We start from the raw sequence: 24,467 nt of genomic DNA, 5'->3' as shown, positions 1-24,467 counted from the left end.
CCAAGGAGGCGCTATGAGTGGATTGGACAGTCTTTACGCTATGCTGGCACAGCCAGTAAAACCCGTATTAACCCCCAAACGGGTCGTCGATCAGGTGAGCGGTGCGACTGCTAATGCGCCCGATAGCCATGAAACCCCGCAGTCACAATTGCCCCCAACGCTAGATGTTAAAGTCAGGGAAAGGCGCAAAAACGACAACGCCAGTCGTAATAAAAAGCGCCGCGCATCGGACAAACAACAAGATTTAAAAGAGGGTGTGGTGCTCGAAGTTACCGACGATACCGCAGACACAGCACTATCGTCCAGCAAGCACATAATCGACATCGAAGTTTAACTTACGGCGATTAAATGAATAAGGCGCAACCTCAGGTGCGCCTTATGTGTTTCAGGTGTCCCGTCCTGAAATACGTTGACATAAAGAGGATTTCTTTATGACAACATTAATTAACTCAAGCCGTAAGCGCACACAACGAGATTACACCTTAGCCTTTAAATTAGGCGTTGTAGAGCGTGTTGAAAAAGGCGAAATGACGTACAAACAAGCCCAAACCCATTTTGGTATTCAAGGCCGTTCAACGGTTCTCGTTTGGCTTAGAAAACATGGTAGACTCGATTGGTCGAAACCTTTTCAACATCCCCTTATGACTAAGTCAAAAGAAACCCCTGCCGAAACGATCAAGCGCCTTGAACGTGAGTTAGCAGAAGAGAAACTGCGTAACCAAATCCTCAATGGCATGGTTGATATCATGGACAATGAATATGGAGCTGGCCTCAGAAAAAAGTACTTATCCGGTACGTCTGGCAAGCAAAAGGCAACGGAGAAATAAACCTCGCTGCCGCATGTCGTGCTGCGGGTATGTCGAGGCAAGGTATTTATCAGGCAGTTGCTCGAATGGAAAGTCGTAGAGCTGAGCTATCGGTTATCAAAGACTGGGTCCAGTACTGGCGTAAATATATGCCAAGGTTAGGGGCCCGTAAGCTCTACACGTTGATAAAATCCAAGCTGGTTGAGCACGATATTAAACTCGGGCGAGATGGGTTCTTTACCTATTTGAGAAGTGAAGGTTTACTGGTTAAACCGAAGAAAAGCTACACAAAAACCACGTTCAGCAAGCACTGGATGAAGAAGCATCCTAATCTGCTGAAAGAGGAAGGACTGCATGATGCAGGGCATGTACTGGTCAGTGATATCACCTATCTTGAGTCAGACCAAGGTGTGCACTACCTGTCACTGATCACCGATGCCAGTTCGCGTAAGATAGTCGGTCATCACGTGAGTAAAGACATGAAAGCCGAGAGTGTGGTGAAAGCGTTAAAAATGGCCATCAAAGATAAACGCTATATCGGCAACGCAGTGCATCACTCAGACAGAGGTTTACAGTACTGCTCAGCCGTTTATCAGAATGCGCTTCAGGCGAGCCAAATCCAGCCGTCAATGACGGATGGTTATGATTGCTACCAAAATGCATTAGCAGAAAGAGTGAATGGCATACTGAAGCAGGAGTTTTTACTGCACCGATGTAGGACATTTGCGGAGCTGAAGATACTTGTTAGAGAATCGATAGCAATATACAACAATATGAGACCGCATCTGAGTTTGAATATGGACTCCCCTAATCAGGTGCACAATAGAAAAGGCCAGCTACTGGAGCTGGCCTAAAAACTGTCAACCTATCTTAGGACGAGACAAGGTTTAAAAGAAACTAAGAACGGGTTCTAGCCACCGCATCTTGCCAGCCCGCATATAACAACTCTCTTTGACTCGCATCAATATTCGGTTTGAAGTGTTTATCGATACAGGCCTTGTGCTCAAGTTCGGTCACTGAGGTCCAAAAACCAACCGCAAGACCCGCTAAAAAGGCTGCGCCAAGCGCTGTGGTCTCACACACGCTCGGCCTTAAGACTTCAACGTCGGTGATATCCGCTTGAAATTGCATCAGGAAGTCATTAGCAACCGCGCCGCCATCGACCTTTAGGGATTTTAGCCGCTCACCACTGTCCTTAATCATGGCATCGAGTAAATCCTTACTCTGGTAAGCAATCGACTCTAATGCCGCGCGGATAATATGATTACGGTTAGCACCGCGCGTTAACCCAAACAGTGCGCCACGGGCATTAGGATCCCAATAGGGAGCGCCAAGTCCGACAAAGGCTGGTACTAAATACACGCCATTGGTATCCGAAACTTTAGAGGCAAAATATTCGGTGTCGCTGGCATCGCGAATCAACCCCAGCTCATCCCGCAGCCATTGAATCGTCGCGCCGCCCATAAATACAGAGCCTTCGAGGGCGTAATTCACTTCACCTTGGGCGCCTACCGCTACTGTGGTTAATAATCCATGGGATGAACGTACGGCTTTATTGCCTGTATTCATTAATAAAAAGCAGCCAGTGCCATAGGTGTTTTTGGCCATTCCCGGCTCAACACAAAGCTGACCAAAGAGCGCCGCCTGTTGATCGCCCGCGATCCCCGCGAGTGGAATTTCACTGCCCTCACCGGCAATACGGGTTGTACCATAGACACTGCAGGAAGGTTTCACTTCGGGCAACATTGCTGCAGGAATATCGAGTGCCTCGAGCAGTGTTGCGTCCCAACTTAGGCTGTGGATATTAAACAGCAGCGTGCGGGCGGCATTGGTGGGATCGGTCACATGCACTTTGCCTTCGGTGAGTTTCCACAGCAACCAAGTATCGACCGTGCCGAATAAGAGTTCACCTCGTTTGGCCTTCGCGCGCGCATCCGGCACATTATCGAGGATCCATTTGATCTTAGTGCCTGAAAAATAAGGGTCGAGCAGGAGACCCGTATTCTCCCGCACATAATCTTCTAAGCCTTGCGCCTTGAGTTGCTCACAAATTTCTGAGCTGCGGCGACACTGCCACACAATGGCATTGTAGACGGGTTTACCTGTGGCCTTTTCCCAGATAATGGTGGTTTCGCGCTGATTGGTGATACCAATGGCCGCCACTTCATCGCTGTGAATACCCGCTCTGGCGAGGGATTCGATTAACACCGAACTTTGGCTCGCCCAGATCTCCATCGGGTCATGCTCCACCCAGCCGGGATTTGGATAAAGCTGGGTAAACTCCCGCTGTGACACACTGACAATATTGGCATCGTGGTCAAACACAATCGCCCGTGAGCTGGTTGTGCCTTGGTCTAAAGCCACTACATATTTTTTCTGCACACGCCTATCCTATTTACCCTGCACCCAATTGATATGGCGCAGAACGTAATGCTCCATTGATTATGCTTTGAATATATTCGCAATTGGCGGCCATGACCAGCCAACATCGGGCAAATGCGTATCCGGCCACGTTCTTTTAGGCACAAAAAAGCCCTGAAGATTCAGGGCTTTTTCATCAAGCTGGATGCTTACATCTTGTAGCTCATTTGGATACCGGCTAACCAAACATCACCGCTCGCTTCACCGTTGAAGCTTACTGTGGCGAGGTTTAGCAGATTTTGCTGCTCGTTGATTGGCGCATCACCCGTGGCACGGATATAGGTCAGTGCGAAATCAACATTCAGGTTTTTAGTCGCCTGATAACCAGCACCGACAGAGAACCACAGACGGTCTGAGTCAGGGATAGTCGTGGTACGCCACTCATCGGCTGCAGCCGTTTTGTCTAAGGCCACTCCCGCACGCACTAACCATTCATTGTTCACTTGGTAGGTCGTACCTAAGGCAAAGCGCCAGTTATCTTCAAAGTTTTCTTCTTTCACTAAGTCAGATTCTAAGCCGCCCTTTGGTTTAACTTCACCAGGGAAGTAAGCCACTAACTGATCGAATACGCTCCAATCGGTCCAGTTAACGCTGGCATGCATTGCCCAATTATCCGTTAATTGGTGATAAGACGACAGCTCGGCAAACGCAGGCAGTTCAAGTGGAATATAACCTTCAATCGATAGATTTTGGCCACCATCGTAAATCACACCAGAAGCGTGACCATCTAACTCAAACTTAACGCCGCTGTGATAGGCTAAACCCACGCGGTTGGCTGGGTTGATTTGCCAGCTAGTCCCGAGTTGCCAACCGTAGCCAATGTCGTCGCCCTTCATGCTTTTCAGCTCAGTGCCACCCGGCGGTAACATTGCAGATACTTGTGCAGGTAAACTGGGTTTGATGCTATCTACCCAGCCAGGTAACGAAGCACCGATTTCACCTTCACCGTAAACGATACGTACACCACCACCAACGCTGACAGCATCATTCACGCGGTAAGCGATGTTAGGGTTGAACTCAACTGTAGTAACGGCAGTTTTATTACCAAAAATCGCCGCGGCGTGAGTTTTAGGTAACTCGGTTGACAGACCATAGTTAGAGTTAACGGCCAGACCCCAAGTCCATTGGTCATTTAACTGATTGGAATAGTAGAAGTTAGGCACTAATGCATCATCAGCCACATCGATGGCATCGCCGTTCATCACGATTGGATTTGGGCCAAGTAATGGCGAGCTTAGGCTCACATCACCTTTAACATCCACGTTAGGCATAACATAGATACCACCAGCAGACAGCTGACGACCTTCTAAATAGGTCAGCATCGCTGGGTTGCGCCCCTGAACTGAAGCGTTATCGGCAATTGCGGCTTCACCGGCGAAGGCGCGGCCTAAGCCAGTCGCTGAGTATTCGGCCAGTTGGAAACCCGCTGCATGGACTTGAGTCGTTGTGCTTAATAAGGCTGCAGTCACAGCCAAAGTCAGAAGACGTTTTTGCATTGTTATTCTCAGAAAATATTATTGTTATCTGTGCCAGTAACTTGGTCACAATGGCGTTCACACAAAATAGAGCAAACACTCCAGATTGAATGCAGGGGAGTTTACCGATGCAGAAGATGTTTGCAACAAGCGGGAACAAAACAGATAAAAAAACTAGTTATTAAAAGACATTCAATATTTTTAGTGAGATAAATCACTTTTAAAACAAGAAAATCCAGCAGAAATGCAGCACTTTATTTGCTGAACATATTTTAATGCAGATAATAAAAACTGAAAAATAAATTTAAAAAACAAATAATTAACACCAAAAAACACTATAAACACTTGTAAGCCATTTTAACCATTAAAATTCAGCATAAATCACTAGTGTTTATTTTGGTTGCGATACAAGGAATGCTTCTCTTAATTTAATCCAATAAATACAATAAATTATAGTTATCCGATTAAACATGGATAACAAAAACGCCTAGTTTTCGAACTAGGCGTTTAAGATTAACTTACGTTAAGGTACAAGTGTTCGCCGAATGCTTAGCGGCGCCAGCTAGGAATGTTTGCTTCGTACTCACCTATCTGCGTCCCGTGGGACAAGGTCAATCCAATAGCATCTAAGCCATTCAGCAATTTATGTCGCGCCGACTCGGCCAGTGTAAAGCTAAATTCAGCTCCAGAAGGCGATATCACCTTGCAAGTCGTTAAGTCCACGGTGATTTGTGCGCCTTCTTCGCTCGCCACCTCATCCATTAACTGACGCACTTCATTCGCGCTCAGCTTCACCGGCAACAAACCGTTGTTGATGGAGTTGCCATAAAAAATATCGGCAAAGCTCGGGGCAATAATGGCGCGCAGGCCAAAATCCGCCAGTGCCCACGGAGCATGCTCACGGCTAGAGCCACAGCCAAAGTTTTCCTGAGCCAGCAAAATCGACGCACCGCGATAGCGAGGTTTGTTTAGAGTAAAATCAGGATTAGGCACATCCCCGGCATCATCGAGATAACGCCAGTCGTGGAATAAGTGCACGCCGAATCCATCCCGCGTCACCTTAGATAAAAATTGCTTTGGGATAATTTGATCGGTATCGATATTGGCGCTGTCGATCATGACCGCAAGCCCGGTATGGCTAGTAAAAGGTTGCATTAACTTCTCCTCTTGGGATTACGGTTAGTAAGGTTTACGGATATCGACAAAATGCCCTGCAATTGCCGCCGCAGCCGCCATCGCTGGACTCACCAAATGAGTGCGACTACCACGACCTTGGCGCCCTTCGAAGTTACGGTTACTGGTCGAGGCGCAGCGATCGCCCGCTTCTAATCTGTCATCGTTCATCGCCAAACACATAGAGCAACCCGGTAAACGCCATTCGAATCCGGCCTCGATAAAGATTTTATCTAAACCTTCGGCCTCGGCCTGCGCCTTCACTTGGCCAGAGCCCGGTACTACGATTGCCGTAACGCCCGACGCCACTTTACGCCCTTTGGCCTGTTTCGCCGCGCTGCGTAAATCTTCAATCCGCGAGTTAGTGCAAGAACCAATAAAGACTTTATTAATCGCGACGTCTGTCATCGGCGTGCCTGCGGTCAAGCCGATATAATCCAGCGCTTTTTCCATGCTGGCGCGAATCGTTGGATTTGCCTCATCGGCAGGATTAGGCACAGGCGCATCGATGGCAACCACTTGTCCAGGGTTGGTGCCCCAAGTCAATTGCGGCGCGATATCGGCCGCATCCAACACGACGGTGGCATCAAACTCAGCACCGACATCGGTTTTCAGCGCCTTCCAAGCGGCGACGGCCTCTGCCCAATCTTCGCCCTTTGGTGCAAACTCACGACCCTCTAGGTAATCAAAAGTGGTTTGATCCGGCGCAACCATGCCCGCCTTAGCGCCCATTTCAATCGCCATATTGCAGACAGTCATGCGCCCTTCCATCGACAGTGCTTCAATAGCCTCACCACAAAACTCAACTACATAGCCAGTACCGCCATCCATACCTATCTTACCGATAATCGCCAGCACGATATCTTTCGCGGTGACGCCATCGGTGACCTGACCACGGACTTCGATTTTCATGGTCTTGGCTTTTAATTGGCGCAGGGTTTGCGTCGCCAGCACATGTTCCACCTCGGAAGTGCCGATACCGAAAGCCAAGGCGCCAAAGGCACCGTGAGTCGCCGTATGGGAATCACCACACACAATGACGGTGCCGGGTAAGGTAATGCCAAGCTCAGGCCCCATCACATGCACAATCCCTTGATTAGGATGGTGAATGTCATATAAGCGCACGCCGAAGTCTTTACAGTTTTGCGCCAAGGTCTCGACCTGAGTGCGTGCCATCGGGCTTAAGGCATCGAGGCTGGCACTGCGTGTCGACGTGTTGTGATCCATGGTCGCGAAGGTTTTTTCTGGGGCGCGTAACTTACGCCCCGCCACTTTTAAGCCACTAAAAGCTTGAGGCGATGTCACTTCGTGAACTAAATGTCTGTCGACATAAATAATCGGCGCTTCGCCCTCTGGGGTGGCCACAACATGGGCATCCCATACTTTTTGATACAGGGTTTTCGGAGCGGTTGATGTTGAAGGAGTCGTCATTACACACCTGCCTTAACTGCATCGGCGATAAAGTCGCCCATTTCGACTGTCGATTTGGCCTTATGGCGTTGGTCGCTACTTAATAGCTCACCAGTTAAATAACCAGAATTCAGCGCTTTACTGACGGCACGTTCGATCGCGCTTGCCGCCTCTTCTTGCTTTAAGCTGTGGCGCAGCATCAGTGCCGCCGACAAAATTTGTGCAATCGGGTTAGCGATGCCCTTACCCGCGATATCCGGCGCGCTGCCACCCGCGGGTTCAAACAAACCAAAGCCAGTGCTATTCATGCTCGCCGAAGACAACAAGCCCATAGAGCCGGTCAACATGGCGATTTCGTCCGATAGAATGTCGCCAAACAAGTTAGAGCACAGCATAACGTCAAACTCATCGGGGCGGCGCAGCAACTGCATGGTCGCGTTGTCGATATAGATGTGTTCCAGTTCAACATCGGGGAAATCCACCGCCACTTCTTCTACCACTTGGCGCCACAATACTGAGCAAGCTAAGACGTTTGCCTTGTCGACCGAAGTGACTTTTTTACGGCGGCCGCGGGCAGCTTCAAAGGCGATGCGGGCGATACGGGCAATCTCATGGCGGCTGTAACGCATGGTATCGAAGGCTTCTTCGCTCTCACCTTCACCTTGGCGCCCCTTAGGTTTACCAAAGTAGATCCCACCCGTTAACTCACGCACGCAGAGAACATCGAAGCCTCTAGCGGAAATATCGCTGCGCAGCGGTGACATATGTTCTAAACCATCATGCAATTTAGCTGGGCGCAGGTTACAAAACAGTTCGAAGTGACCCCGTAGCGGCAACAGAGCACCACGCTCGGGCTGTTCATTGGGCGGCAGTTTTTCCCATTTAGGACCACCGACAGAGCCGAACAGAATGGCATCGGCCGCCTCGCAGCCCTTCAGTGTTGCCTCAGGCAAAGGACAACCATGGTTGTCGATGGCGATACCGCCGACATCATATTCAGTGTATTCAATATTAAGACCAAAACGTGCCTCAACCGCCTTTAACACCTTACGCGCCTCGGCCATAACTTCTGGCCCAATCCCATCACCGGCTAATACTGCAATTTGATAACTCATACGCCCGCTCACTCCTTCAATGTGAAAACTTTATGCTCAATATCGCTTGGGCTATACGCCGCCCAGCTCTCTGTTTTTATGCATATTCTGTTTGTAATCTGCGACCTTATCGGCGCGGCATGTCAGGTTCATCACGTGCACTAACGCACGGGCTGATGCCTCAACCACGTCGGTCGCTAACCCGACACCGTGGAAATTTTGCTCATGGTAAACCGCGGTAATGTCGACTTGGCCCAAGGCATTTTGCCCCTCGCCCTTGGCGCCCAATTTGTAGCTGATGATATCGATACGACGGTCCGTCGCACGGGCAATGGCGTTATAGGCGGCATCGACGGGACCATTACCAGTCGCGGCTTCGGTTTTAATTTCACCGCCGACATCGATGCGCACAGTGGCCGTAGCAACGCCTTCGGTGGAGTCGGACTGCACCACTAACTGCTGTAATTGATAGAAGTTATCTTCCGCCGCCTGCGCCTCCATAAAGGCTAAGGCTTCTAAGTCGTAATCAAAGACTTGGCCCTTTTTATCGGCCAAATGTAAAAACTGTTCGTACAGGGCGTCCAGATTGTAATCCTGCTCACTGTAGCCCATTTCCTCCATGCGATGCTTAATCACATGGCGGCCGGAGCGCGAAGTCATATTCAGGTTGTTTCGGTTTAGGCCAATGCTCTCTGGCGTCATGATTTCATAGGTATTTTGCGCCTTTAACATGCCATCTTGGTGAATACCCGAAGAGTGGGTAAAGGCATTGGCCCCCACAATCGCCTTATTCGACTGGATCGGCATATTGCATAACTGGCTGACTAGATTCGACGTGCGGTGGATCTCCTTGGCGTTGATCCCAGTTTCAACTCCCAGCAGATTCTTACGCGTCGCTAAGATCATGGCGATTTCTTCGAGGGAGCAGTTACCCGCACGCTCACCAATACCGTTCATGGTACATTCGATTTGGCGGGCGCCATGCTGCACGGCGGTAATCGAATTGGCGACCGACATGCCTAAGTCATCATGGCAGTGAACCGAAATAATGGCTTGGTCGATATTCGGTACGCGATTAAACAGGGTTTGAATAATGCCACCAAACTCGCTTGGCACTGTGTAACCCACAGTATCTGGGATATTGATGGTACGAGCGCCCGCATGAATCGCCGCTTCCACCATACGGCACAGGTTATCAATTGGCGTACGTCCCGCATCTTCGCAGGAAAACTCCACATCATCGGTAAACCTACGGGCATATTTCACCGCGCCTACCGCCATCTCCAACACTTGCTCGAATGAGCGTTTTAACTTGCTCTCCACATGGATAGTGGAGGTGGAGATAAAGGTATGAATACGGAACTGTTCGGCAACGGATAATGCCTGGGCTGCGGCATCGATATCTTTTTCCAAGGCGCGGGATAAGGCGCACACACGGCTATTTTTGATGGTACGGGCAATGGTCTGTACCGACTCAAAATCACCGGGTGATGACACAGGGAACCCCACTTCCATCACATCCACACCGAGACGTTCTAACGCCATGGCGATCTGTAACTTTTCTTTGACCGACAGGCTTGCCGCTAACGCCTGCTCGCCATCACGTAAGGTGGTATCAAATATAATTACTCTGTTAGACATCTCGTTTCTCCATGGAACGTCACCGTTCATTATTTAACTTTTGCCGTATTCAGATACAAAAAACCCCGCAACATTGGTGCGGGGTTTGTGAATGCTTTGCCTATCTATCGAGCGAGCAACACTAAGACCTCCGCGTTTGTGGCGCGAGAGAGAGAAGGAGGAGGTCGAGTTTGCTGCTAATTCTATTCATTTAAATTAAATATTTATTCTATTGGCTCAAAATAAGGACGGTTAATATTTAACTCGCTTGCCTAAGTGTGTCAACCCCAATTTTTTTCATGTTCTGCGAGTTATTTGCTGCAAAATAGCAAAACAGGGGGATTAACCGTAACTGTGAACCCGATTAATCCCTTGTTGGTAGAGAAAAATCTACAAAATGCGACAACTCAAAATTTAAACAAAAAAATCATTTTTTATGCAAAAAAACCTTGATACACGTTATAATCCTCGCCCGCGGTTACGGATAGTTGAATCAATTTAGGGTATGGAGCAAAAAATGGATTTTCGTGTCTTAGCGCTAAGCCTGTTGTTATGGCTTTGCCCTTTATGGGTCAGTGCTAACGACCAGTTAGATTTAGATGCGCTCACTGAGCAAGTTTACCAGTATCCCACTAAGGCATTTGCGCAAATCACCGCTTTAGAAAAACTGCAAGAAACTGATAAATATAACGATATTAATAGACTGCGCCTTAGCATGCTCAAATGCCAAAGTTTGTTGCAACTAGGGGAAAATGAAGCTGCAATCAACCTTGCCCAACTCGGCGAGGCCAGCGCTAAACAGCTAAAACTCGATCAGGCACGTCCCTATTTTCTGAATTGTCAGGCAGATGCCAATCTGAACTACGACAACATTCAAGAAGCCTTACCCCTACTCGACTCCGCTATTACTCTGGCCAGACGTTATCAGCAACCCCAAGCACTCATCGATGCACTCAGGCTCAGGGGTCAACTCGATACCAATACGGATAACTTTTCCTCTGCCATCGAAGATCTACGTATCGCTATCGATATCTATCCCGATATCAATTCGCAAACCCAAAATTGGGTGTGGCCACCACAGGCCTATGTCTACGCAGCTATGGGGAATTTACTCTATTCTACTAACGACTTACCCCAAGCTATGTATTACACTAAGTTGGCATTAAAAAGTGAAGATGCCAAAGGAAAAGTAAGGCACGAATTACTGCGTAACGCCGCCCGTATCGCACTGGATAATGGCGAACGCGATTACAGCGACCAATTAGAAAAACAAGCCAAAACTCTGCTGCCAGAAATCGGTTCGCCACTCGAACTCGCCTATAGTTATGCCATTTTGGCTTCAATCGCCCTCGATAAGGGACGAATGGACACTGCCGAAGAATACATCTCCATTGCCATGAACACTTTTAAGCTGCAAAACCAACGGGCAGCGATGATGCGCTCGACCCGTTTATTGGCACAGATCCGGTTTGCACAACATAGAGATGAAGCGGCGTTAGCCCTTATGAACTCCGCCATAGAGCAGGGAGAGTCATTAAAGCAATACTCTGATCTAAAGTGGTTTTATGGCATTTTAAGCGATTATTATCAAACTCACGGCAACTACAAACTCGCCTATGAGTTTGTCCAAAAGCGTTTCGATGCCGCGGAGCAGGCCAACGAGTCGATGAATAACACTCGGATTTTGCAGTTCAAAGCCAGGTTAAATCAGCAAGGTTTACAGCAACTCAACGACGATGAACAACAACACCATAATGTCTCATTGTTGAGTGAACTCAATGTCGACTGGGCCTACAGCACACTATTTTTAGTCGCTATGGGGCTTCTCGGGGGCGCGATCTGGTATTTCATCGATAAACAAAATAACCGCGCGCCAGCGTCCAATACGACCTCCCCTGATCTTCCTCCACTGGAGCAACTTGAGCTGACACTGCACAGTGCCAAACAAGGGGCTTATCCGCTGTCATTATTGCTGTTTAATGCCAGTCAAATACGCCAAGTCGACCTGCCCCCCTTACTAGATAAGCTGCAAGACAAGCTACGTGAGCAGGACACACTGCTGCGTTATTCGATAGATGACATCGTTATTGTGCTGCCCTATACCTCTGCAGTCGGCGCACAGAAGGTCGTTAGCCAGATAACGCCGACCATCCAAATGTGGCAGGGTACGCACAAGGTGAACATTGGAATTGCAGTGATGCAGCAGTTTGATACTTTGGATTCTCTGGTGAAACGCGCGAGCATTAACCAGTTAGGCAAACTCAAGGTGAGCGATCCGCAAAGTGATTATTCCCCCGCTAAATAAGCGGCTATCTCATCGAGGAAATCGTTGCCAAATCGGCTGAGTTTGCGCTCACCGACCCCGTTAACTGCCAACATCTCACCGGGACTGGTAGGCATCATGGCCGCCATTTCCGCTAAGGTCGCATCGTTAAACACCAAATATGGCGGTACATCCTGCTCCTCTGCAATCGTGCGACGTAGGGCTTTTAGCCTCGCAAACAGTTTGCGGTCGTAATTCAGCGGTGCTCGCGATTGAGTGACTTTGCGCTTAATGTTCGTCAGTTGAATACGCGGCTCTGCCAACATTAGCGCCACCTCGCCCTTAAGGATCGGTCTTGACGAAGGATTTAAGGTGATGGATGAGCCCCGAGTAATATCTTGGCTCGCCAGTCCCAAATGGATGAGCTGACGAATAACACTCAACCAATATTCATGGCTTTTGTCTTTGCCTATGCCCCAAGTGCTGAGTTTATCGTGTCCTCTGTCGACAATTGCGGCACCCTTGGAGCCACGCAATACTTCAATCAAGTGATTGATACCAAAGCGTTGCCCGAGCCGATAAATGCAAGAAAGTACCTTCTGCGCATCCTCAGTGCCGTTATAACGCTTAGGTGGGTCGAGACAAATATCGCAGTTGCCGCAGGGCTCTAACGCGCTTTCATCGAAGTAATGCAGCAACACTTGGCGGCGACAGGTTTGCGCTTCAGCAAATGCAGCCATGGTATTGAGTTTATGGAAATCCACCTGCTGCTGCGGCCCTGGCTCAGATTGCTCGATAAGATGGCGCACTCGACCAATATCGGCAGGATCAAACAGCATAAAAGCTTCGGCCTCGAGTCCATCACGGCCCGCTCGGCCAGTTTCTTGATAATAGGCTTCGATGCTCTTCGGGATATCGTAATGGACCACAAAGCGCACGTTAGATTTGTTAATCCCCATGCCAAAGGCCACGGTGGCAACGACGATATCAATTTGATCTTTAAGGAAACTATCCTGCACTTCACCGCGCTCTTGTGGTGTCATGCCCGCATGGTATGCCTTAGCATGAAACCCTTGCAGGGTGAGTCTTTCTGCCACCTCATCCACACGGCGTCGACTGCTGCAGTAGACAATGCCACTACTGCCATTTTGTTGCAGTAAAAACTGTCGTAACTGATTAGCGGCATTGAGTTTTTCGGCAACCGTATAGCGAATATTGGGTCGATCGAAACTCGATAGTAATTTAAAAGGATTAATCCCTAGGCGCTCGCAAATATTTTGCCGTGTCGCCTGATCCGCTGTGGCGGTGAGCGCCATCATAGGTACATGGGGAAATAACTGCTTTAACTGGCCAAGGGCGGCATATTCGGGACGAAAATCGTGTCCCCATTGACTGATGCAGTGCGCCTCGTCAATGGCAAACATGGATAGCGGCAGGGAGCGCATGCGCTCGATAAAATCGGCCGTCAGCAACCGCTCAGGAGACACATACAACAGTTTTAGCTCGTCTCTATGCAACTGCCTAAGCACCTCTAAACTTTGTTCCCGCGGCTGCGATGAGTTTAAATAGGCGGCATTAACACCCGTCTGCAACAGGCTATCGACCTGATCTTTCATCAATGAAATCAGTGGTGATACCACGATAGTAATGCCAGGCATCAGCAGTGCAGGCAACTGGTAACACAGACTCTTACCGCCGCCAGTGGGCATGATCACAAGGCAGTCCTCACCACTGCATACACGTTCGATAACCTCGCGCTGACCGTCCCTAAAGTCACGGTAACCAAACACCTGCGCTAGGCGTTGCGACAGCGGATCATCATGTATGTCGAGTAACTGAGTTTCCATGGATCTTCTAGCTAAAAAGTAAGGGCGCCTATTCTAAAGGACAGAAACGCTCCTGTCTTGCGCCATCTTGTCCAAACTGATCCTGCGCTAACAACTAATGGGGTAGACTTAGCCTGTTCCCACGACTCATCATAACGCCTAAGACGATTTACTCGCACAGCGGCTTAAGTTGCATTAGGCATAGGCTTGGCTGTAGATTAATTGCTCTAAGTCGAATGCCATTACGCATGCTTCGACCCTATTCTAAGAAGCCCTACAGCCTACAAGGACGAACAGCATGACAAACCCAATTCAAGCCGAAGTACTCAAACGTGTTGCCGAAGTGTTTGACCAGCATGTGCCATTTCATAATTTATTGGGTCTGGATATCAAGCGCTACGACATAGATGGCGTCGAAGTGGTGATCAATATGAAGCCAGAGCTCATTGGCAATATTCACCAACAAATTCTCCACGGCGGTGTCACGGCTACAGTGCTCGACGTGGTAGGCGGGCTCACCGCCTTTGCAGGACTGGTTGCTAGCCGTGATGATTGGACGGTTGAGGAGTTACAGCAACGGCTACAAACCTTAGGCACAATCGATATGCGCGTCGATTACCTGCGCCCCGGGCGTGGACAGGTTTTCACTGGCACGGGCAGCGTGATCCGTGCAGGCAATCGCGTCTCAGTGTGTCGCATGGAACTTCACAACGAGCAAGGAACTCATATCGCCTTCGGCACAGGCACTTATATGGTTGGCTAGTCCGTTGTCACACCTCGTTTTTTAGAAATTTTTTACCGCATTCACCATCGATAAGCTAAAGGGAAACACTTTGATTATTCAGGTGTTTCCCCTCTTCTTTTTGTTGAGCACTGGTCATTAGAGACATCCTGTAACGAAAAAGGCGACCGCACACACCTTGAGTCAATTCCCATAGCCTCCTACAATCGCCGTCCTGTTGTCCTTCGAAGATGTCTCATGCCTGATAACGAATACCGCAAAGGGATCCTACTTGCCGTCAGTGCTTACTGTATTTGGGGATTTGCGCCCTTATATTTCAAACTACTCCACCATGTTTCGGCGACCGAAATTTTACTGCATCGGGTGATCTGGTCATTTGTGTTTATGGTGATCATCATGCTGTTTATCGGTGGCTTTGGAAAACTGCGCCAGCTGTTTAAACAGCCCAAACAGCTACTCGTACTCACCATCACCTCCCTATTAATTGCAGCCAACTGGTTGATTTTTATCTGGGCTGTGAATAACGATCATATGCTGGATGCCAGCTTGGGTTACTTTATTAACCCCCTACTGAATGTACTGCTCGGCATGCTGTTTTTAGGTGAAAGATTACGTAAGTTGCAATGGTTTGCCGTCGCGCTGGCGAGTGCTGGCGTGCTGATCCAATTAGTCTCATTCGGCTCAATCCCTATTGTCTCCCTTGCCTTAGCGGGCACCTTCGGGGTATATGCGCTGCTGCGTAAAAAGGTCAATGTGGATGCAAAATCGGGTCTGCTAGTCGAAACCGCCATCCTGCTACCGGTCGCATTGGTTTATCTGGTTGCGACCTTAGATAGCGCCACGGCGAATATGCTGACCAACGATTGGCACCTTAATTTATTGTTGATGGCAGCCGGGATTGTTACCACGATTCCACTATTGTGTTTTGCCGGTGCAGCGGTACGCATTCCATTGTCTATGCTCGGCTTTTTCCAATATATCGGCCCGAGTATTATGTTTATCCTCGCGGTAACCTTATTCAATGAACCCTTCGATGCAGAGAAGAGCATCACCTTCGGCTTTATCTGGAGCGCCCTGTTGGTGTTCACCTTCGATATGGCCTATAAACGCAAAACGGCGTGATGAGATCACGCCGCTACCGACAGTTGCAAAAATACTGGTTAAGTGAGCCTCTACTTAACCAGCTATTTTTGTAGCTGGCTAATAAACTTCTCGCCCTCGGGCACTGACAATAACAGATTGTAGCCTCGCGTCGTTGGCACTAACACTAGCTCGGATTTATCCGTCACGGCCACAAATGCCTTACCTTTCCCCTTCAGATTAAACCAGCCGAGTTGAAACCCTGGCATACCTATGCCATTGGTTTTAAAGCTGGGCGCTAAATCAGCCTCCTGCTTCAAGTCGATAAGACGCGCCTGCTCGACTAACAGTTCTGAACGCGCTAATTGCACTTTATAGTAGGGAATATCGAGTTTTAGCTCGGTGTCGGTTAGCGCGATTTCAGCATTATGGGATTGATAAAACACCCAAGAAAATCCGCCAATCATCACTAACAAGATGCCTAAGCTCGCCGATTTAGCCACTTTCGGCATAGGTTTAACCCACAACATCCACAGTACGCCTGCTAAACCTAACAACAAGATAATAAAGCTTAAAATTGAAGTTTGAGTCAGAGGCGCGAGGGAGAAAAACTGAGTCACCATGGTGGGCAGTCCTTAAGGAAGAAAAGCTTAATCTGCCAACAAAGACATATTATGTCAACAAAAATGCCAGCACTAGGCTGGCATCTTATCAAGCGTTAAAAGCTTAAAGATCGAGGGCGAGAATTTTAGAGCGGCGCTGGTAGTTATACAGCTGCTTTTTCTTCTGCGGTAAGGCCTCCACATCTTCGATCACAAAGCCATGTTCTAAGAACCAGTGAATGCTGCGGGTAGTCAAGGCAAACAAACGGGAATAACCCCGATGACGCGCCTGACCTATGATGTTTTTCAGCAGCAGACTGCCCCTATCCGCATCGCGATAATCCGGATGCACCACCAAACAGGCAAACTCCCCTGCGTTATCCTCTTCAAAGGGATACAGGGCCGCGCAGCCAATGACTAAGCCGTCTCGCTCAATCAACATAAACTGCTCGATCTCAATCTCAAGCTGCTCACGACTCCGGCGCACTAAAATGCCTTGTTCTTCCAGAGGACGAATTAAATTCAATATGCCGCCAATATCGCTAATCGATGCCCGGCGCAGACGCTCAGCGCTTTCTGTCACGATTTGCGTACCTATGCCTTCACGGGAGAACAACTCCTGCAGCAAAGCACCGTCATCGAGGTAACTGACCAAATGACAACGGGGCACACCATTGCGGCACGCATCGATACTCGCCTTGAGGAAGGCCATAGTCCCAATACAGGCCGAACCTTGCTCAGCGAGCTTAGTCAGAATGTTTTGCGCATCATTTGGCATTAATTCGGCAATCACATCGCCATTGCGATCTAGGATGCCGTTTTGCGAACTAAAGCCAATCATCTTGTCGGCCTTAAGCTTGATCGCAACCTGAGTGGCAATCTCTTCGGCCGTGAGGTTAAAACTTTCGCCAGTGACGGATGCGGCAATCGGCCCCATCAACACGATACAGTGGTTATCGAGCTGACGCTTAAGCCCTTGAGTATCGATACGGCGCACTTTGCCGCTTAGGCAAAAATCGATGCCATTATCGACCCCCAGAGGCTGGGCGATCACAAAGTTACCGCTGACTAAGTTAATTTGCGCGCCTTGCATCGGCGTATTACTTAGACTCATCGATAAACGTGCGGTGATATCAAACTGCAATGCACCCGCGACCTGCTTGATCACTTTGAGTGAGTCTTCATCGGTGATACGTACACCTTCGTGGTAGGCGGGTTCAATCCCATTGGCCGCTAATGCCGCATCGATTTGCGGCCTCGCGCCATACACTAACACCACTTTAATGCCTAAACTGTGCAACAGGGCCACGTCATTTAATATGCCGCGAAATTGATTTTGTGCTAAAGCCTCGCCACCCAACATCACCACAAAGGTTTTCCCTCTATGGGCATTGACGTAAGGGGCAGAATGACGAAATCCATCAACCAGTTCAGTGGTACGCACGCGTTGTTTACACCTCATATTTGAGCTGGCAAAGCCGATATGGCACACCAGGAATGAATGACTAAATCACGCGTATAATATTGCATCTTAATTCACCAATAAAGAATTTATTCTCATTAAAATGCGGTTTTAATACAATAAAGTGCTTATATTTTCAAAAAAATGCATTTTGGATAAATAATCACATTTTTTTAACCAAATGCGATTTCGCAGCACTGCCGAGTATGGGACAGATTTATCTCAACTTGATGACGAGAAGCCGAAAAAAGCCCAAAAAAAAGCCCCTTAGATAAGGGGCTTTTCTCGAAACACTAAACAAGGATTACTTGATTTTTGCTTCTTTGTAGATAACGTGCTGACGAATAACTGGATCAAATTTTTTGATTTCCATTTTTTCTGGCATGTTACGCTTGTTTTTTTCAGTTGTGTAGAAGTGACCAGTTTTAGCTGTAGAAACTAATTTGATCTTCTCACGATTACCTTTAGCTTTAGCCATGATCTATTACACCTTTTCGCCACGGGCACGAAGTTCAGCAACAACAACTTCAATACCTTTCTTATCGATCAGACGGATACCTTTAGTAGATACACGTAACTGTACGAAACGTTTTTCTTCTTCTAACCAGAAACGGTGGTTTTGCAGGTTAGGTAAAAAACGACGACGGGTCGCGTTTTTTGCGTGCGAACGGTTGTTACCAACCATCGGCTTCTTGCCAGTAACTTGGCATACTCTTGACATGTCAGTCTTCTCCAAAAAACAATTTTAACGCTCGAGCATTAATGTACCTCGTATGGCCGTCGCCCGAGGCACAAAGAGGGCGCATTTTATACACGATCATAGAGGTAAGATCAAGCGTTAGATTAATTAATCCAGCCTCGTTCCGCGAAGGAAACTATCTCTCGATCACCAACAACCATATGGTCCAGTAAGGATACGTCTATGGTTGCTAACGCATTTTTTAATCGCTCAGTTATTCGTCTGTCAGCCTGACTGGGCTCGGCAATACCAGACGGATGATTGTGACACACTATGACGGCAGCAGCCTTTTTCTCCAGCACTAGGCTCACCACTTCACGTGGATACACCGAAGCTGAATCTATTGTTCCGCGGAATAATTCGACGAATTGAATCACTCTATGCTGGCTATCCAGCAGCAAAATTGCGAACACTTCATAGGAGCGGTCAGCTAATTGTCTCATTAAATAATCCCGAGTTAAATCGGGATTTGTCAAAACCTGACCTCTCTGCAGGTTTTCTTGTGCCACACGCCTCGCTAATTCAGCCGCGGCTTGAAGCTGGGCGTATTTTACAGGTCCCACGCCCGGAAGTCGACACACCTGATGCTTTGGTGCGCAAAGTAAGCTTCTTAATCCACCAAATTCATGGATCAGTGAGCGTGCAAGGTCGACTGCATTCAATCCGCTCAACCCATTTCGCAGTAACACGGCCAGTAATTCTGCATCCGAGAGATGAGCAGCGCCTTTTACTAATAATTTATCCCGCGGGCCTTCGCCCTCGGGCCAATCCTTAATCGCCATACGACCTCCCTGTCAGCGCGAATTTTTACTTTAAACAAGTATGGACGAGATTTTTTGAACTGGGACAGTCACGCCAATTAGTCGCTTTGTGGTATGGTTGGCAACATTATTTCAATCTCGGATTATGTCTGTGAGCCTGATAACGAAAAACGTCCTACTGGGTATTGGTGGCGGCATTGCGGCCTACAAAAGTGCGGATTTAGTACGCCGCTTAAAAGAACGCGGCTTTGATGTGCGTGTGGTGATGAGCCAGAGCGCCATGGAATTTATTACCCCACTCACTCTGCAAGCCTTATCAGGCCATCCCGTGGCATCAAGTTTACTCGATCCCGCTGCCGAAGCGGCAATGGGCCATATCGAGCTGGCGCGCTGGGCGGATTTAGTGATTATCGCACCTGCCACGGCGAATTTGCTGGCCCGTATTAATGCGGGCATGGCGGATGAGCTTATCACCACCACTTGCCTTGCGACCGAAGCGCCAATAGCCCTGTGCCCTGCGATGAATCAGCAGATGTATCGCAATGAGGCCACCCAAGCCAATTTAACCAGTTTACAAGGCCGCGGTTATACCCTGTGGGGCCCCGCCAGTGGCAGCCAAGCCTGCGGCGAAGTCGGCCCCGGCCGTATGCTCGAACCGCTTGAGATTGCCGAGCTGGCAACAGACTTTTTTGCAACAAAAGATGTCTCCTCACAGCCCCTAGCAGGCCAGTCGGTGCTCATTACCGCAGGGCCAACCCGCGAAGCAATTGATCCGGTACGTTATATCTCTAATCACAGCTCAGGCAAGATGGGATTCGCCTTAGCGAAAGCCGCCGCCGAGATGGGCGCCGCTGTGACCTTGGTCGCAGGACCAGTAAATTTAGCCACGCCTGAAGGGGTGACGCGAATCAATGTTGAATCGGCGCAAAACATGCTCGATGCTGTGATGGATAATGTTGATAAAAAAGATATTTTTATCGGCTGCGCCGCGGTTGCCGACTATCGCGTCAGCGATATTGCGGACTGTAAGATCAAAAAGTCCGCCGAAGAAATGCAACTTGCGCTGGTGAGGAATCCTGATATCTTAGCGACGGTCGCAAGCTTGGCAAACCGTCCTTTTGTGGTGGGATTTGCCGCCGAAACCCATGATGTAGAAACCTACGCCCGCGATAAACTCAAACGCAAAAATTTGAATATGATCGCCGCAAACGATGTATCCGTTGCTGGTCTGGGCTTTAATGCCGATGCCAATGCCCTGCGTATATTCTGGCCGCAGGGTAGTCAAGATTTGCCTGCCACCGATAAGCTCACGTTGGCTCGGCAATTACTTTCGTTGATAGTGAAAGAAAAAACAAAATAAATGAAAACACCGATTGAATTAAAGATCCTCGATTCCCGTATTGGCTCTGAATTTCCCCTGCCCGCCTATGCCACACCAGGCAGTGCGGGAATGGATCTTCGCGCCATGATAGATACCACAATGACGATAGCCCCGGGTGAGACTCAATTAATCCCTACTGGCATCGCCATCCACGTGGCAGACCCAGGCCTAGCCGCCGTGATCCTGCCCCGTTCAGGCCTTGGCCATAAACACGGTATCGTACTCGGAAATCTGGTTGGGCTTATCGATTCAGATTATCAAGGCCCCTTGATGGTCTCTTGCTGGAACCGCAGCGATACCCCATTCACTTTAGAAATTGGTGATCGTCTCGCACAACTCGTGTTTGTACCTGTGGTACAAGCACAATTCAAACTCGTTGATGAGTTCGACAGCTCAGATCGTGGTGAAGGTGGATTTGGCCATTCTGGCACTAAATAACCAGCATCGATATTGAGCAAGGATACTGCAATGGCTGTAAGCCCAAAAATTAATCGTCGTGAACACATACTGCAATGCCTAGCGCAAATGCTAGAAACCAGCCCAGGACAACGTATTACCACCGCTAAACTCGCCTCTGAGGTCGGAGTATCGGAAGCGGCACTCTATCGCCACTTTCCGAGTAAGGCGCGGATGTTTGAAGGGTTAATTGAGTTTATTGAAGAGTCATTACTCTCTCGTATAAACATCATCATGGACGATGAAAAAGACACCATGAGACGTTGCCAATTAGTGCTACAGCTGCTGTTGATTTTCGCCGAGCGCAACCCTGGGATCTCTCGGGTACTCAATGGCGATGCACTCTTAGGTGAAAACGAGCGTCTACGCAGTCGTATCAGTACTCTATTTGCCAAAATTGAAACCCAACTCAAGCAAATCCTGCGGGAAAAAACCCTGCGTGAAGGTAAAGGCTTTAATTTAGATGAGGCTATTTTAGCTAATTTGCTGTTAGCCTTCGCCGAAGGGCGAATTGCCCAATTTGTGCGCAGTGAGTTTAAACTCAAACCGACACAGCACTTCGATGAACAGTGGCGCTTTATTCAGCATCAGCTGTTACAAAGCTAATGATTTTTCAATACAAAGGACGGTAATCACCGTCCTTTCTTTTATCCCCTACTCCTTGTATCGATATTTCTTTTGCTTTAATCTCAAGCAAACATTTTAAAAACAAAAACCACAATAATATTACAAGGATGTCAGATGAAATCTTTGCCATTTGCTGCATTGGCCGTAATTTGCTTGCCTATTATGCCTTTCAGCACATTAGCGGCCGAAACCTCGGCCACAAATGCCCTGTCACAATCCCAATTATTCAGTCGCGGTAACGAGTACTCTAACGTCAAAATCTCGCCTACCGGCAAATACTTAAGTGCAATCACCAGTGTCGAAGGCAAGAATGTCCTCTTAGTACTCGATGCACAAACCAAAAAATTGCTTAACGCAATTCGCTTCCCGAGCAACGCGCAGGTAGGCACCTATGAATGGGCCAATAGCGAGCGCATAGTACTGGCAAAAGAATACCTTAAGGGCTGGAGCGATGTGCCCCAATACTACGGCGAATTAATGGCGGTTAATGCCGATGGTTCTCGCCCAAAATATTTATTTGGTTATAAAAGTAGCGAGCAACAAACAGGATCGAATCTCAAGAAAAATACTCCTATAAGTGCTACCGCCTTTATTCTCGATCCCCTGCCTGATGACGAGCGTTATATGTTAGTCAATGCGATCCCATGGGGTGGTGCCCCCAACTTTACTGAAACACTTCAGGATGTTTACCGCGTTGACTTATTTAGCGGGGTTCGTAAACGTATAACAGGCTCCCCCATTGGCCAAGCACGCTTTATGACAGACCATGAGGGTGAAGTCCGCTTTGTGGCAGGGGAAGATGGCAAAAACATTACTAAAGTCTTTTACCGCAAAGATGGCGAATGGGTAAACACCGACAAACTCAACCTAGGCTTAAGTGATTTTACGCCTATCTCCTTCGCCGATAATAAAAATAGCATTTATGCCGCAGGCCGAGTGGGTAATGAAACCTTAGGCGTCTATCGCATCAACCTAGAAACAGGTGAGAAGGCCGAGATTATTCAAGATGAGGTCGTCGATCCGAGCAACTTCTGGATCAATGGCACAAACAAACAGCTCTATGCCGTTGAGTTTGAAAATGGCTACCCCAGTTATGCCTTTGTCGATAACAACGATAACCATGCCAAACTGCTTAAGGATTTACTCGCGGCCCTGCCGGGGTATCAAGTGCAAATCGTCAGCGAAACCCGTAATGGCGAACAATTGGTGGTGATTGCATTTAACGATCGCAATCCCGGTGATTACTATTTGTTTGATACGAAAAAGCTCAAGCTAGAGTATCTGGCAGCCGCCCGTAAATGGCTCGACCCCGAAAAAATGGCGGAGGTTAAACCAATTAGTTTCACTAACCGTGATGGCCAGAAAATCCATGGCTACTTAACCTTACCCAATGGAAAAGAAGCCAAAAATTTACCTCTGGTCGTCAATCCCCATGGTGGCCCCCATGGCGTTCGTGACTGGTGGGGGTTTGACTCACAAAACCAACTACTTGCTCAAAATGGTATGGCGGTGTTGCAGGTAAACTTCCGTGGCTCAGGGGGTTATGGCGAGCGTTTCGAGCAAGCTGGCTATCAAAAATGGGGCTCGGATGTTCAGCACGATATTATCGATGCAACTCAATATGTGATTGACCAAGGCTTTGCCGATAAGGAACGGGTGTGTATCGCAGGCGGTAGCTTTGGCGGCTATAGCGCCTTGCAAAGTGCGGTATTAGCACCCGATATGTTTAAATGTGCCGTGGGCATGTCAGGGATCTACGATCTCCCCCTCTGGACAGACGATAGTGACGTTGCGGACTCATCTTCCGGAAGCAGCTATCAAAAAAATGTACTAGGCAAGAACTTGGAAACACTTAAAGCGATGTCTCCAAGCTATAACGTCAACAAGCTTAAGGCAAACTTGTTATTGGTTCATGGCGGTGACGATGAGCGAACCCCAATAACACAACTCGAATCACTCGAAAAAGCCCTCAAAGCCCATAATTATCCCTATCAAAAACTGGTGATGGATAACGAAGGCCATGGTTTTTATGATGATAGCCACAGAGCCAAGTATTACGATCAGATGCTAAGCTTCTTAAAAACCAACCTGAAACTTTAGTACTCACTAAAATAACTAGGGCGTGTTGACGTTTCGAGATTAAATTTTGTTCGTTCTGGCAATCACGTGCTCGCGAAACGAGGAATGATGTGTAGTTATTCTACTCAAATGACGAGCGGCTCTTATGACAGAAAGTAAGAGCAAGGGCTTGCCAGACGAACCCTTCGGGCAGCATTTGGCTGGCTTTTCTGCCGCGTTATCGTCCGTTTATGTAGAATAACTACACTGCACGGACTTTGCCTTGCATTAAAGCCAGCCAAATTGCTGCAAAAATAACCCTGAAACGTCGACACGCCCTATTCTCTTCATCAAGATAATGATGTTTTAGCACCTCAAGGAGCCGATAATCGATAAGGACTATCGGCTTTTTCATCTTCAGCGTGAGCGTTTTTTGGTATGAATTATCTGCAATTCGCGCTATTCTCCCCC

General features: G+C 48.3%; 21 protein-coding genes. 9 read left to right on the top strand and 12 right to left on the bottom strand.

Annotated elements, in window-relative coordinates; translation table 11 throughout:
* Positions 1 to 13 precede the first annotated feature (13 nt).
* Together CF168_RS01960 and CF168_RS01955 are read left to right on the top strand one after the other, a co-directional pair.
* Entirely contained in the window at positions 14 to 334 is a 321-nt protein-coding gene (locus CF168_RS01960; RefSeq protein ID WP_089066792.1) for a hypothetical protein, read from the top strand.
* A 97-nt stretch (positions 335 to 431) separates the two neighbouring features.
* Positions 432 to 1,660, top strand: a protein-coding gene (locus CF168_RS01955; RefSeq protein ID WP_089066791.1) for an IS3 family transposase whose coding sequence is annotated in 2 segments (ribosomal slippage) — positions 432 to 783 and positions 783 to 1,660 — 1,230 coding nt in all. Because the reading frame shifts where the segments join, the coding sequence is not laid out codon by codon here.
* Positions 1,661 to 1,703: 43 nt separating this feature from the next.
* Here CF168_RS01955 and glpK read toward each other — a convergent pair.
* The 6 genes from glpK to leuA form a co-directional block, all read right to left on the bottom strand.
* The gene (gene glpK / locus CF168_RS01950) at positions 1,704 to 3,188 is read right to left on the bottom strand and encodes a glycerol kinase GlpK (RefSeq protein WP_089066790.1); all 1,485 of its coding nucleotides are present in this window, start codon (positions 3,186 to 3,188) and stop codon (positions 1,704 to 1,706) included.
* Between the two features lie 188 nt (positions 3,189 to 3,376).
* The gene (locus CF168_RS01945) at positions 3,377 to 4,723 is read right to left on the bottom strand and encodes an outer membrane protein transport protein (protein ID WP_089066789.1); all 1,347 of its coding nucleotides are present in this window, start codon (positions 4,721 to 4,723) and stop codon (positions 3,377 to 3,379) included.
* Positions 4,724 to 5,251: 528 nt separating this feature from the next.
* On the bottom strand, positions 5,252 to 5,857 hold the full coding sequence (gene leuD / locus CF168_RS01940; RefSeq protein ID WP_011624914.1) for a 3-isopropylmalate dehydratase small subunit: 606 nt from the start codon (positions 5,855 to 5,857) through the stop codon (positions 5,252 to 5,254).
* 24 nt (positions 5,858 to 5,881) lie between these two features.
* Positions 5,882 to 7,306, bottom strand: a complete 1,425-nt coding sequence (gene leuC / locus CF168_RS01935) for a 3-isopropylmalate dehydratase large subunit (protein ID WP_089066788.1) — start codon at positions 7,304 to 7,306, stop codon at positions 5,882 to 5,884.
* The gene (gene leuB / locus CF168_RS01930) at positions 7,306 to 8,400 is read right to left on the bottom strand and encodes a 3-isopropylmalate dehydrogenase (RefSeq protein WP_089066787.1); all 1,095 of its coding nucleotides are present in this window, start codon (positions 8,398 to 8,400) and stop codon (positions 7,306 to 7,308) included. Before leuB ends, leuC begins: the two co-directional genes overlap by 1 nt.
* A gap of 51 nt (positions 8,401 to 8,451) precedes the next feature.
* On the bottom strand, positions 8,452 to 10,020 hold the full coding sequence (gene leuA / locus CF168_RS01925; protein ID WP_011624315.1) for a 2-isopropylmalate synthase: 1,569 nt from the start codon (positions 10,018 to 10,020) through the stop codon (positions 8,452 to 8,454).
* Between the two features lie 496 nt (positions 10,021 to 10,516).
* On the opposite strand from leuA, the gene CF168_RS01920 reads away from it, so the two are divergent.
* A complete protein-coding gene (locus CF168_RS01920) occupies positions 10,517 to 12,304 on the top strand; it encodes a diguanylate cyclase (protein WP_089066786.1) in 1,788 nt (595 codons plus the stop codon).
* Here CF168_RS01920 and recQ read toward each other — a convergent pair.
* The gene (recQ, locus tag CF168_RS01915; protein WP_089066785.1) at positions 12,286 to 14,109 is read right to left on the bottom strand and encodes a DNA helicase RecQ; all 1,824 of its coding nucleotides are present in this window, start codon (positions 14,107 to 14,109) and stop codon (positions 12,286 to 12,288) included. The genes CF168_RS01920 and recQ overlap by 19 nt on opposite strands.
* A gap of 277 nt (positions 14,110 to 14,386) precedes the next feature.
* On the opposite strand from recQ, the gene CF168_RS01910 reads away from it, so the two are divergent.
* Positions 14,387 to 14,851 (top strand): thioesterase family protein, encoded by a 465-nt coding sequence (locus CF168_RS01910; protein WP_011624318.1) that lies wholly within the window; start codon positions 14,387 to 14,389, stop codon positions 14,849 to 14,851.
* 216 nt (positions 14,852 to 15,067) lie between these two features.
* Complete coding sequence (gene rarD / locus CF168_RS01905; RefSeq protein ID WP_089066784.1) at positions 15,068 to 15,952, top strand: EamA family transporter RarD; 885 nt, start codon at positions 15,068 to 15,070, stop codon at positions 15,950 to 15,952.
* A gap of 62 nt (positions 15,953 to 16,014) precedes the next feature.
* Here the strand turns inward: rarD and CF168_RS01900 are convergent, their stop codons facing one another.
* The 5 genes from CF168_RS01900 to radC form a co-directional block, all read right to left on the bottom strand.
* Positions 16,015 to 16,533 carry a PH domain-containing protein gene (locus tag CF168_RS01900; RefSeq protein WP_089066783.1) on the bottom strand — a complete coding sequence of 173 codons (519 nt, stop codon included), beginning with the start codon at positions 16,531 to 16,533 and terminating at the stop codon, positions 16,015 to 16,017.
* 103 nt (positions 16,534 to 16,636) lie between these two features.
* Positions 16,637 to 17,956, bottom strand: a complete 1,320-nt coding sequence (argA, locus tag CF168_RS01895) for an amino-acid N-acetyltransferase (RefSeq protein ID WP_164717898.1) — start codon at positions 17,954 to 17,956, stop codon at positions 16,637 to 16,639.
* A 322-nt stretch (positions 17,957 to 18,278) separates the two neighbouring features.
* The gene (gene rpmG, locus CF168_RS01890; RefSeq protein WP_006079871.1) at positions 18,279 to 18,452 is read right to left on the bottom strand and encodes a 50S ribosomal protein L33; all 174 of its coding nucleotides are present in this window, start codon (positions 18,450 to 18,452) and stop codon (positions 18,279 to 18,281) included.
* Between the two features lie 6 nt (positions 18,453 to 18,458).
* Positions 18,459 to 18,695, bottom strand: a complete 237-nt coding sequence (gene rpmB, locus CF168_RS01885; RefSeq protein ID WP_006079870.1) for a 50S ribosomal protein L28 — start codon at positions 18,693 to 18,695, stop codon at positions 18,459 to 18,461.
* A gap of 122 nt (positions 18,696 to 18,817) precedes the next feature.
* On the bottom strand, positions 18,818 to 19,495 hold the full coding sequence (gene radC, locus CF168_RS01880; protein ID WP_011624904.1) for a RadC family protein: 678 nt from the start codon (positions 19,493 to 19,495) through the stop codon (positions 18,818 to 18,820).
* A gap of 121 nt (positions 19,496 to 19,616) precedes the next feature.
* Between radC and coaBC the strand changes: the two genes are divergently transcribed.
* The 4 genes from coaBC (at position 19,617) to CF168_RS01860 (ending at position 24,038) form a co-directional block, all read left to right on the top strand.
* On the top strand, positions 19,617 to 20,834 hold the full coding sequence (coaBC, locus tag CF168_RS01875; RefSeq protein ID WP_089068882.1) for a bifunctional phosphopantothenoylcysteine decarboxylase/phosphopantothenate--cysteine ligase CoaBC: 1,218 nt from the start codon (positions 19,617 to 19,619) through the stop codon (positions 20,832 to 20,834).
* Positions 20,835 to 21,293, top strand: coding sequence for a dUTP diphosphatase (gene dut, locus CF168_RS01870; RefSeq protein WP_011624324.1), 459 nt, complete (start codon positions 20,835 to 20,837; stop codon positions 21,291 to 21,293).
* Positions 21,294 to 21,323: 30 nt separating this feature from the next.
* Positions 21,324 to 21,917: a nucleoid occlusion factor SlmA gene (gene slmA, locus CF168_RS01865; RefSeq protein WP_011624325.1), complete on the top strand. Its 594-nt coding sequence runs from the start codon at positions 21,324 to 21,326 to the stop codon at positions 21,915 to 21,917.
* A 135-nt stretch (positions 21,918 to 22,052) separates the two neighbouring features.
* Positions 22,053 to 24,038, top strand: a complete 1,986-nt coding sequence (locus tag CF168_RS01860; protein ID WP_089066781.1) for an alpha/beta hydrolase family protein — start codon at positions 22,053 to 22,055, stop codon at positions 24,036 to 24,038.
* Positions 24,039 to 24,467 lie beyond the last annotated feature (429 nt).

The sequence above is a fragment of the Shewanella bicestrii genome, from assembly GCF_002216875.1.
Taxonomy (GTDB): Bacteria; Pseudomonadota; Gammaproteobacteria; order Enterobacterales; family Shewanellaceae; genus Shewanella; species Shewanella seohaensis.
Note: the sequence above shows the minus strand (reverse complement) of the source record. Positions and strands in the feature narration are given on the sequence as shown.

Bases quoted from the DNA above. Each gene is read 5' to 3' on its own strand.
- CF168_RS01960 (WP_089066792.1), top strand. From the start codon at position 14: ATGAGTGGATTGGACAGTCTTTACGCTATGCTGGCACAGCCAGTAAAA.
- CF168_RS01945 (WP_089066789.1), bottom strand. From the start codon at position 4,723: ATGCAAAAACGTCTTCTGACTTTGGCTGTGACTGCAGCCTTATTAAGC.
- leuD (WP_011624914.1), bottom strand. From the start codon at position 5,857: ATGCAACCTTTTACTAGCCATACCGGGCTTGCGGTCATGATCGACAGC.
- leuC (WP_089066788.1), bottom strand. From the start codon at position 7,306: ATGACGACTCCTTCAACATCAACCGCTCCGAAAACCCTGTATCAAAAA.
- leuB (WP_089066787.1), bottom strand. From the start codon at position 8,400: ATGAGTTATCAAATTGCAGTATTAGCCGGTGATGGGATTGGGCCAGAA.
- leuA (WP_011624315.1), bottom strand. From the start codon at position 10,020: ATGTCTAACAGAGTAATTATATTTGATACCACCTTACGTGATGGCGAG.
- CF168_RS01920 (WP_089066786.1), top strand. From the start codon at position 10,517: ATGGATTTTCGTGTCTTAGCGCTAAGCCTGTTGTTATGGCTTTGCCCT.
- recQ (WP_089066785.1), bottom strand. From the start codon at position 14,109: ATGGAAACTCAGTTACTCGACATACATGATGATCCGCTGTCGCAACGC.
- CF168_RS01910 (WP_011624318.1), top strand. From the start codon at position 14,387: ATGACAAACCCAATTCAAGCCGAAGTACTCAAACGTGTTGCCGAAGTG.
- rarD (WP_089066784.1), top strand. From the start codon at position 15,068: ATGCCTGATAACGAATACCGCAAAGGGATCCTACTTGCCGTCAGTGCT.
- CF168_RS01900 (WP_089066783.1), bottom strand. From the start codon at position 16,533: ATGGTGACTCAGTTTTTCTCCCTCGCGCCTCTGACTCAAACTTCAATT.
- rpmG (WP_006079871.1), bottom strand. From the start codon at position 18,452: ATGGCTAAAGCTAAAGGTAATCGTGAGAAGATCAAATTAGTTTCTACA.
- rpmB (WP_006079870.1), bottom strand. From the start codon at position 18,695: ATGTCAAGAGTATGCCAAGTTACTGGCAAGAAGCCGATGGTTGGTAAC.
- radC (WP_011624904.1), bottom strand. From the start codon at position 19,495: ATGGCGATTAAGGATTGGCCCGAGGGCGAAGGCCCGCGGGATAAATTA.
- dut (WP_011624324.1), top strand. From the start codon at position 20,835: ATGAAAACACCGATTGAATTAAAGATCCTCGATTCCCGTATTGGCTCT.
- slmA (WP_011624325.1), top strand. From the start codon at position 21,324: ATGGCTGTAAGCCCAAAAATTAATCGTCGTGAACACATACTGCAATGC.
- CF168_RS01860 (WP_089066781.1), top strand. From the start codon at position 22,053: ATGAAATCTTTGCCATTTGCTGCATTGGCCGTAATTTGCTTGCCTATT.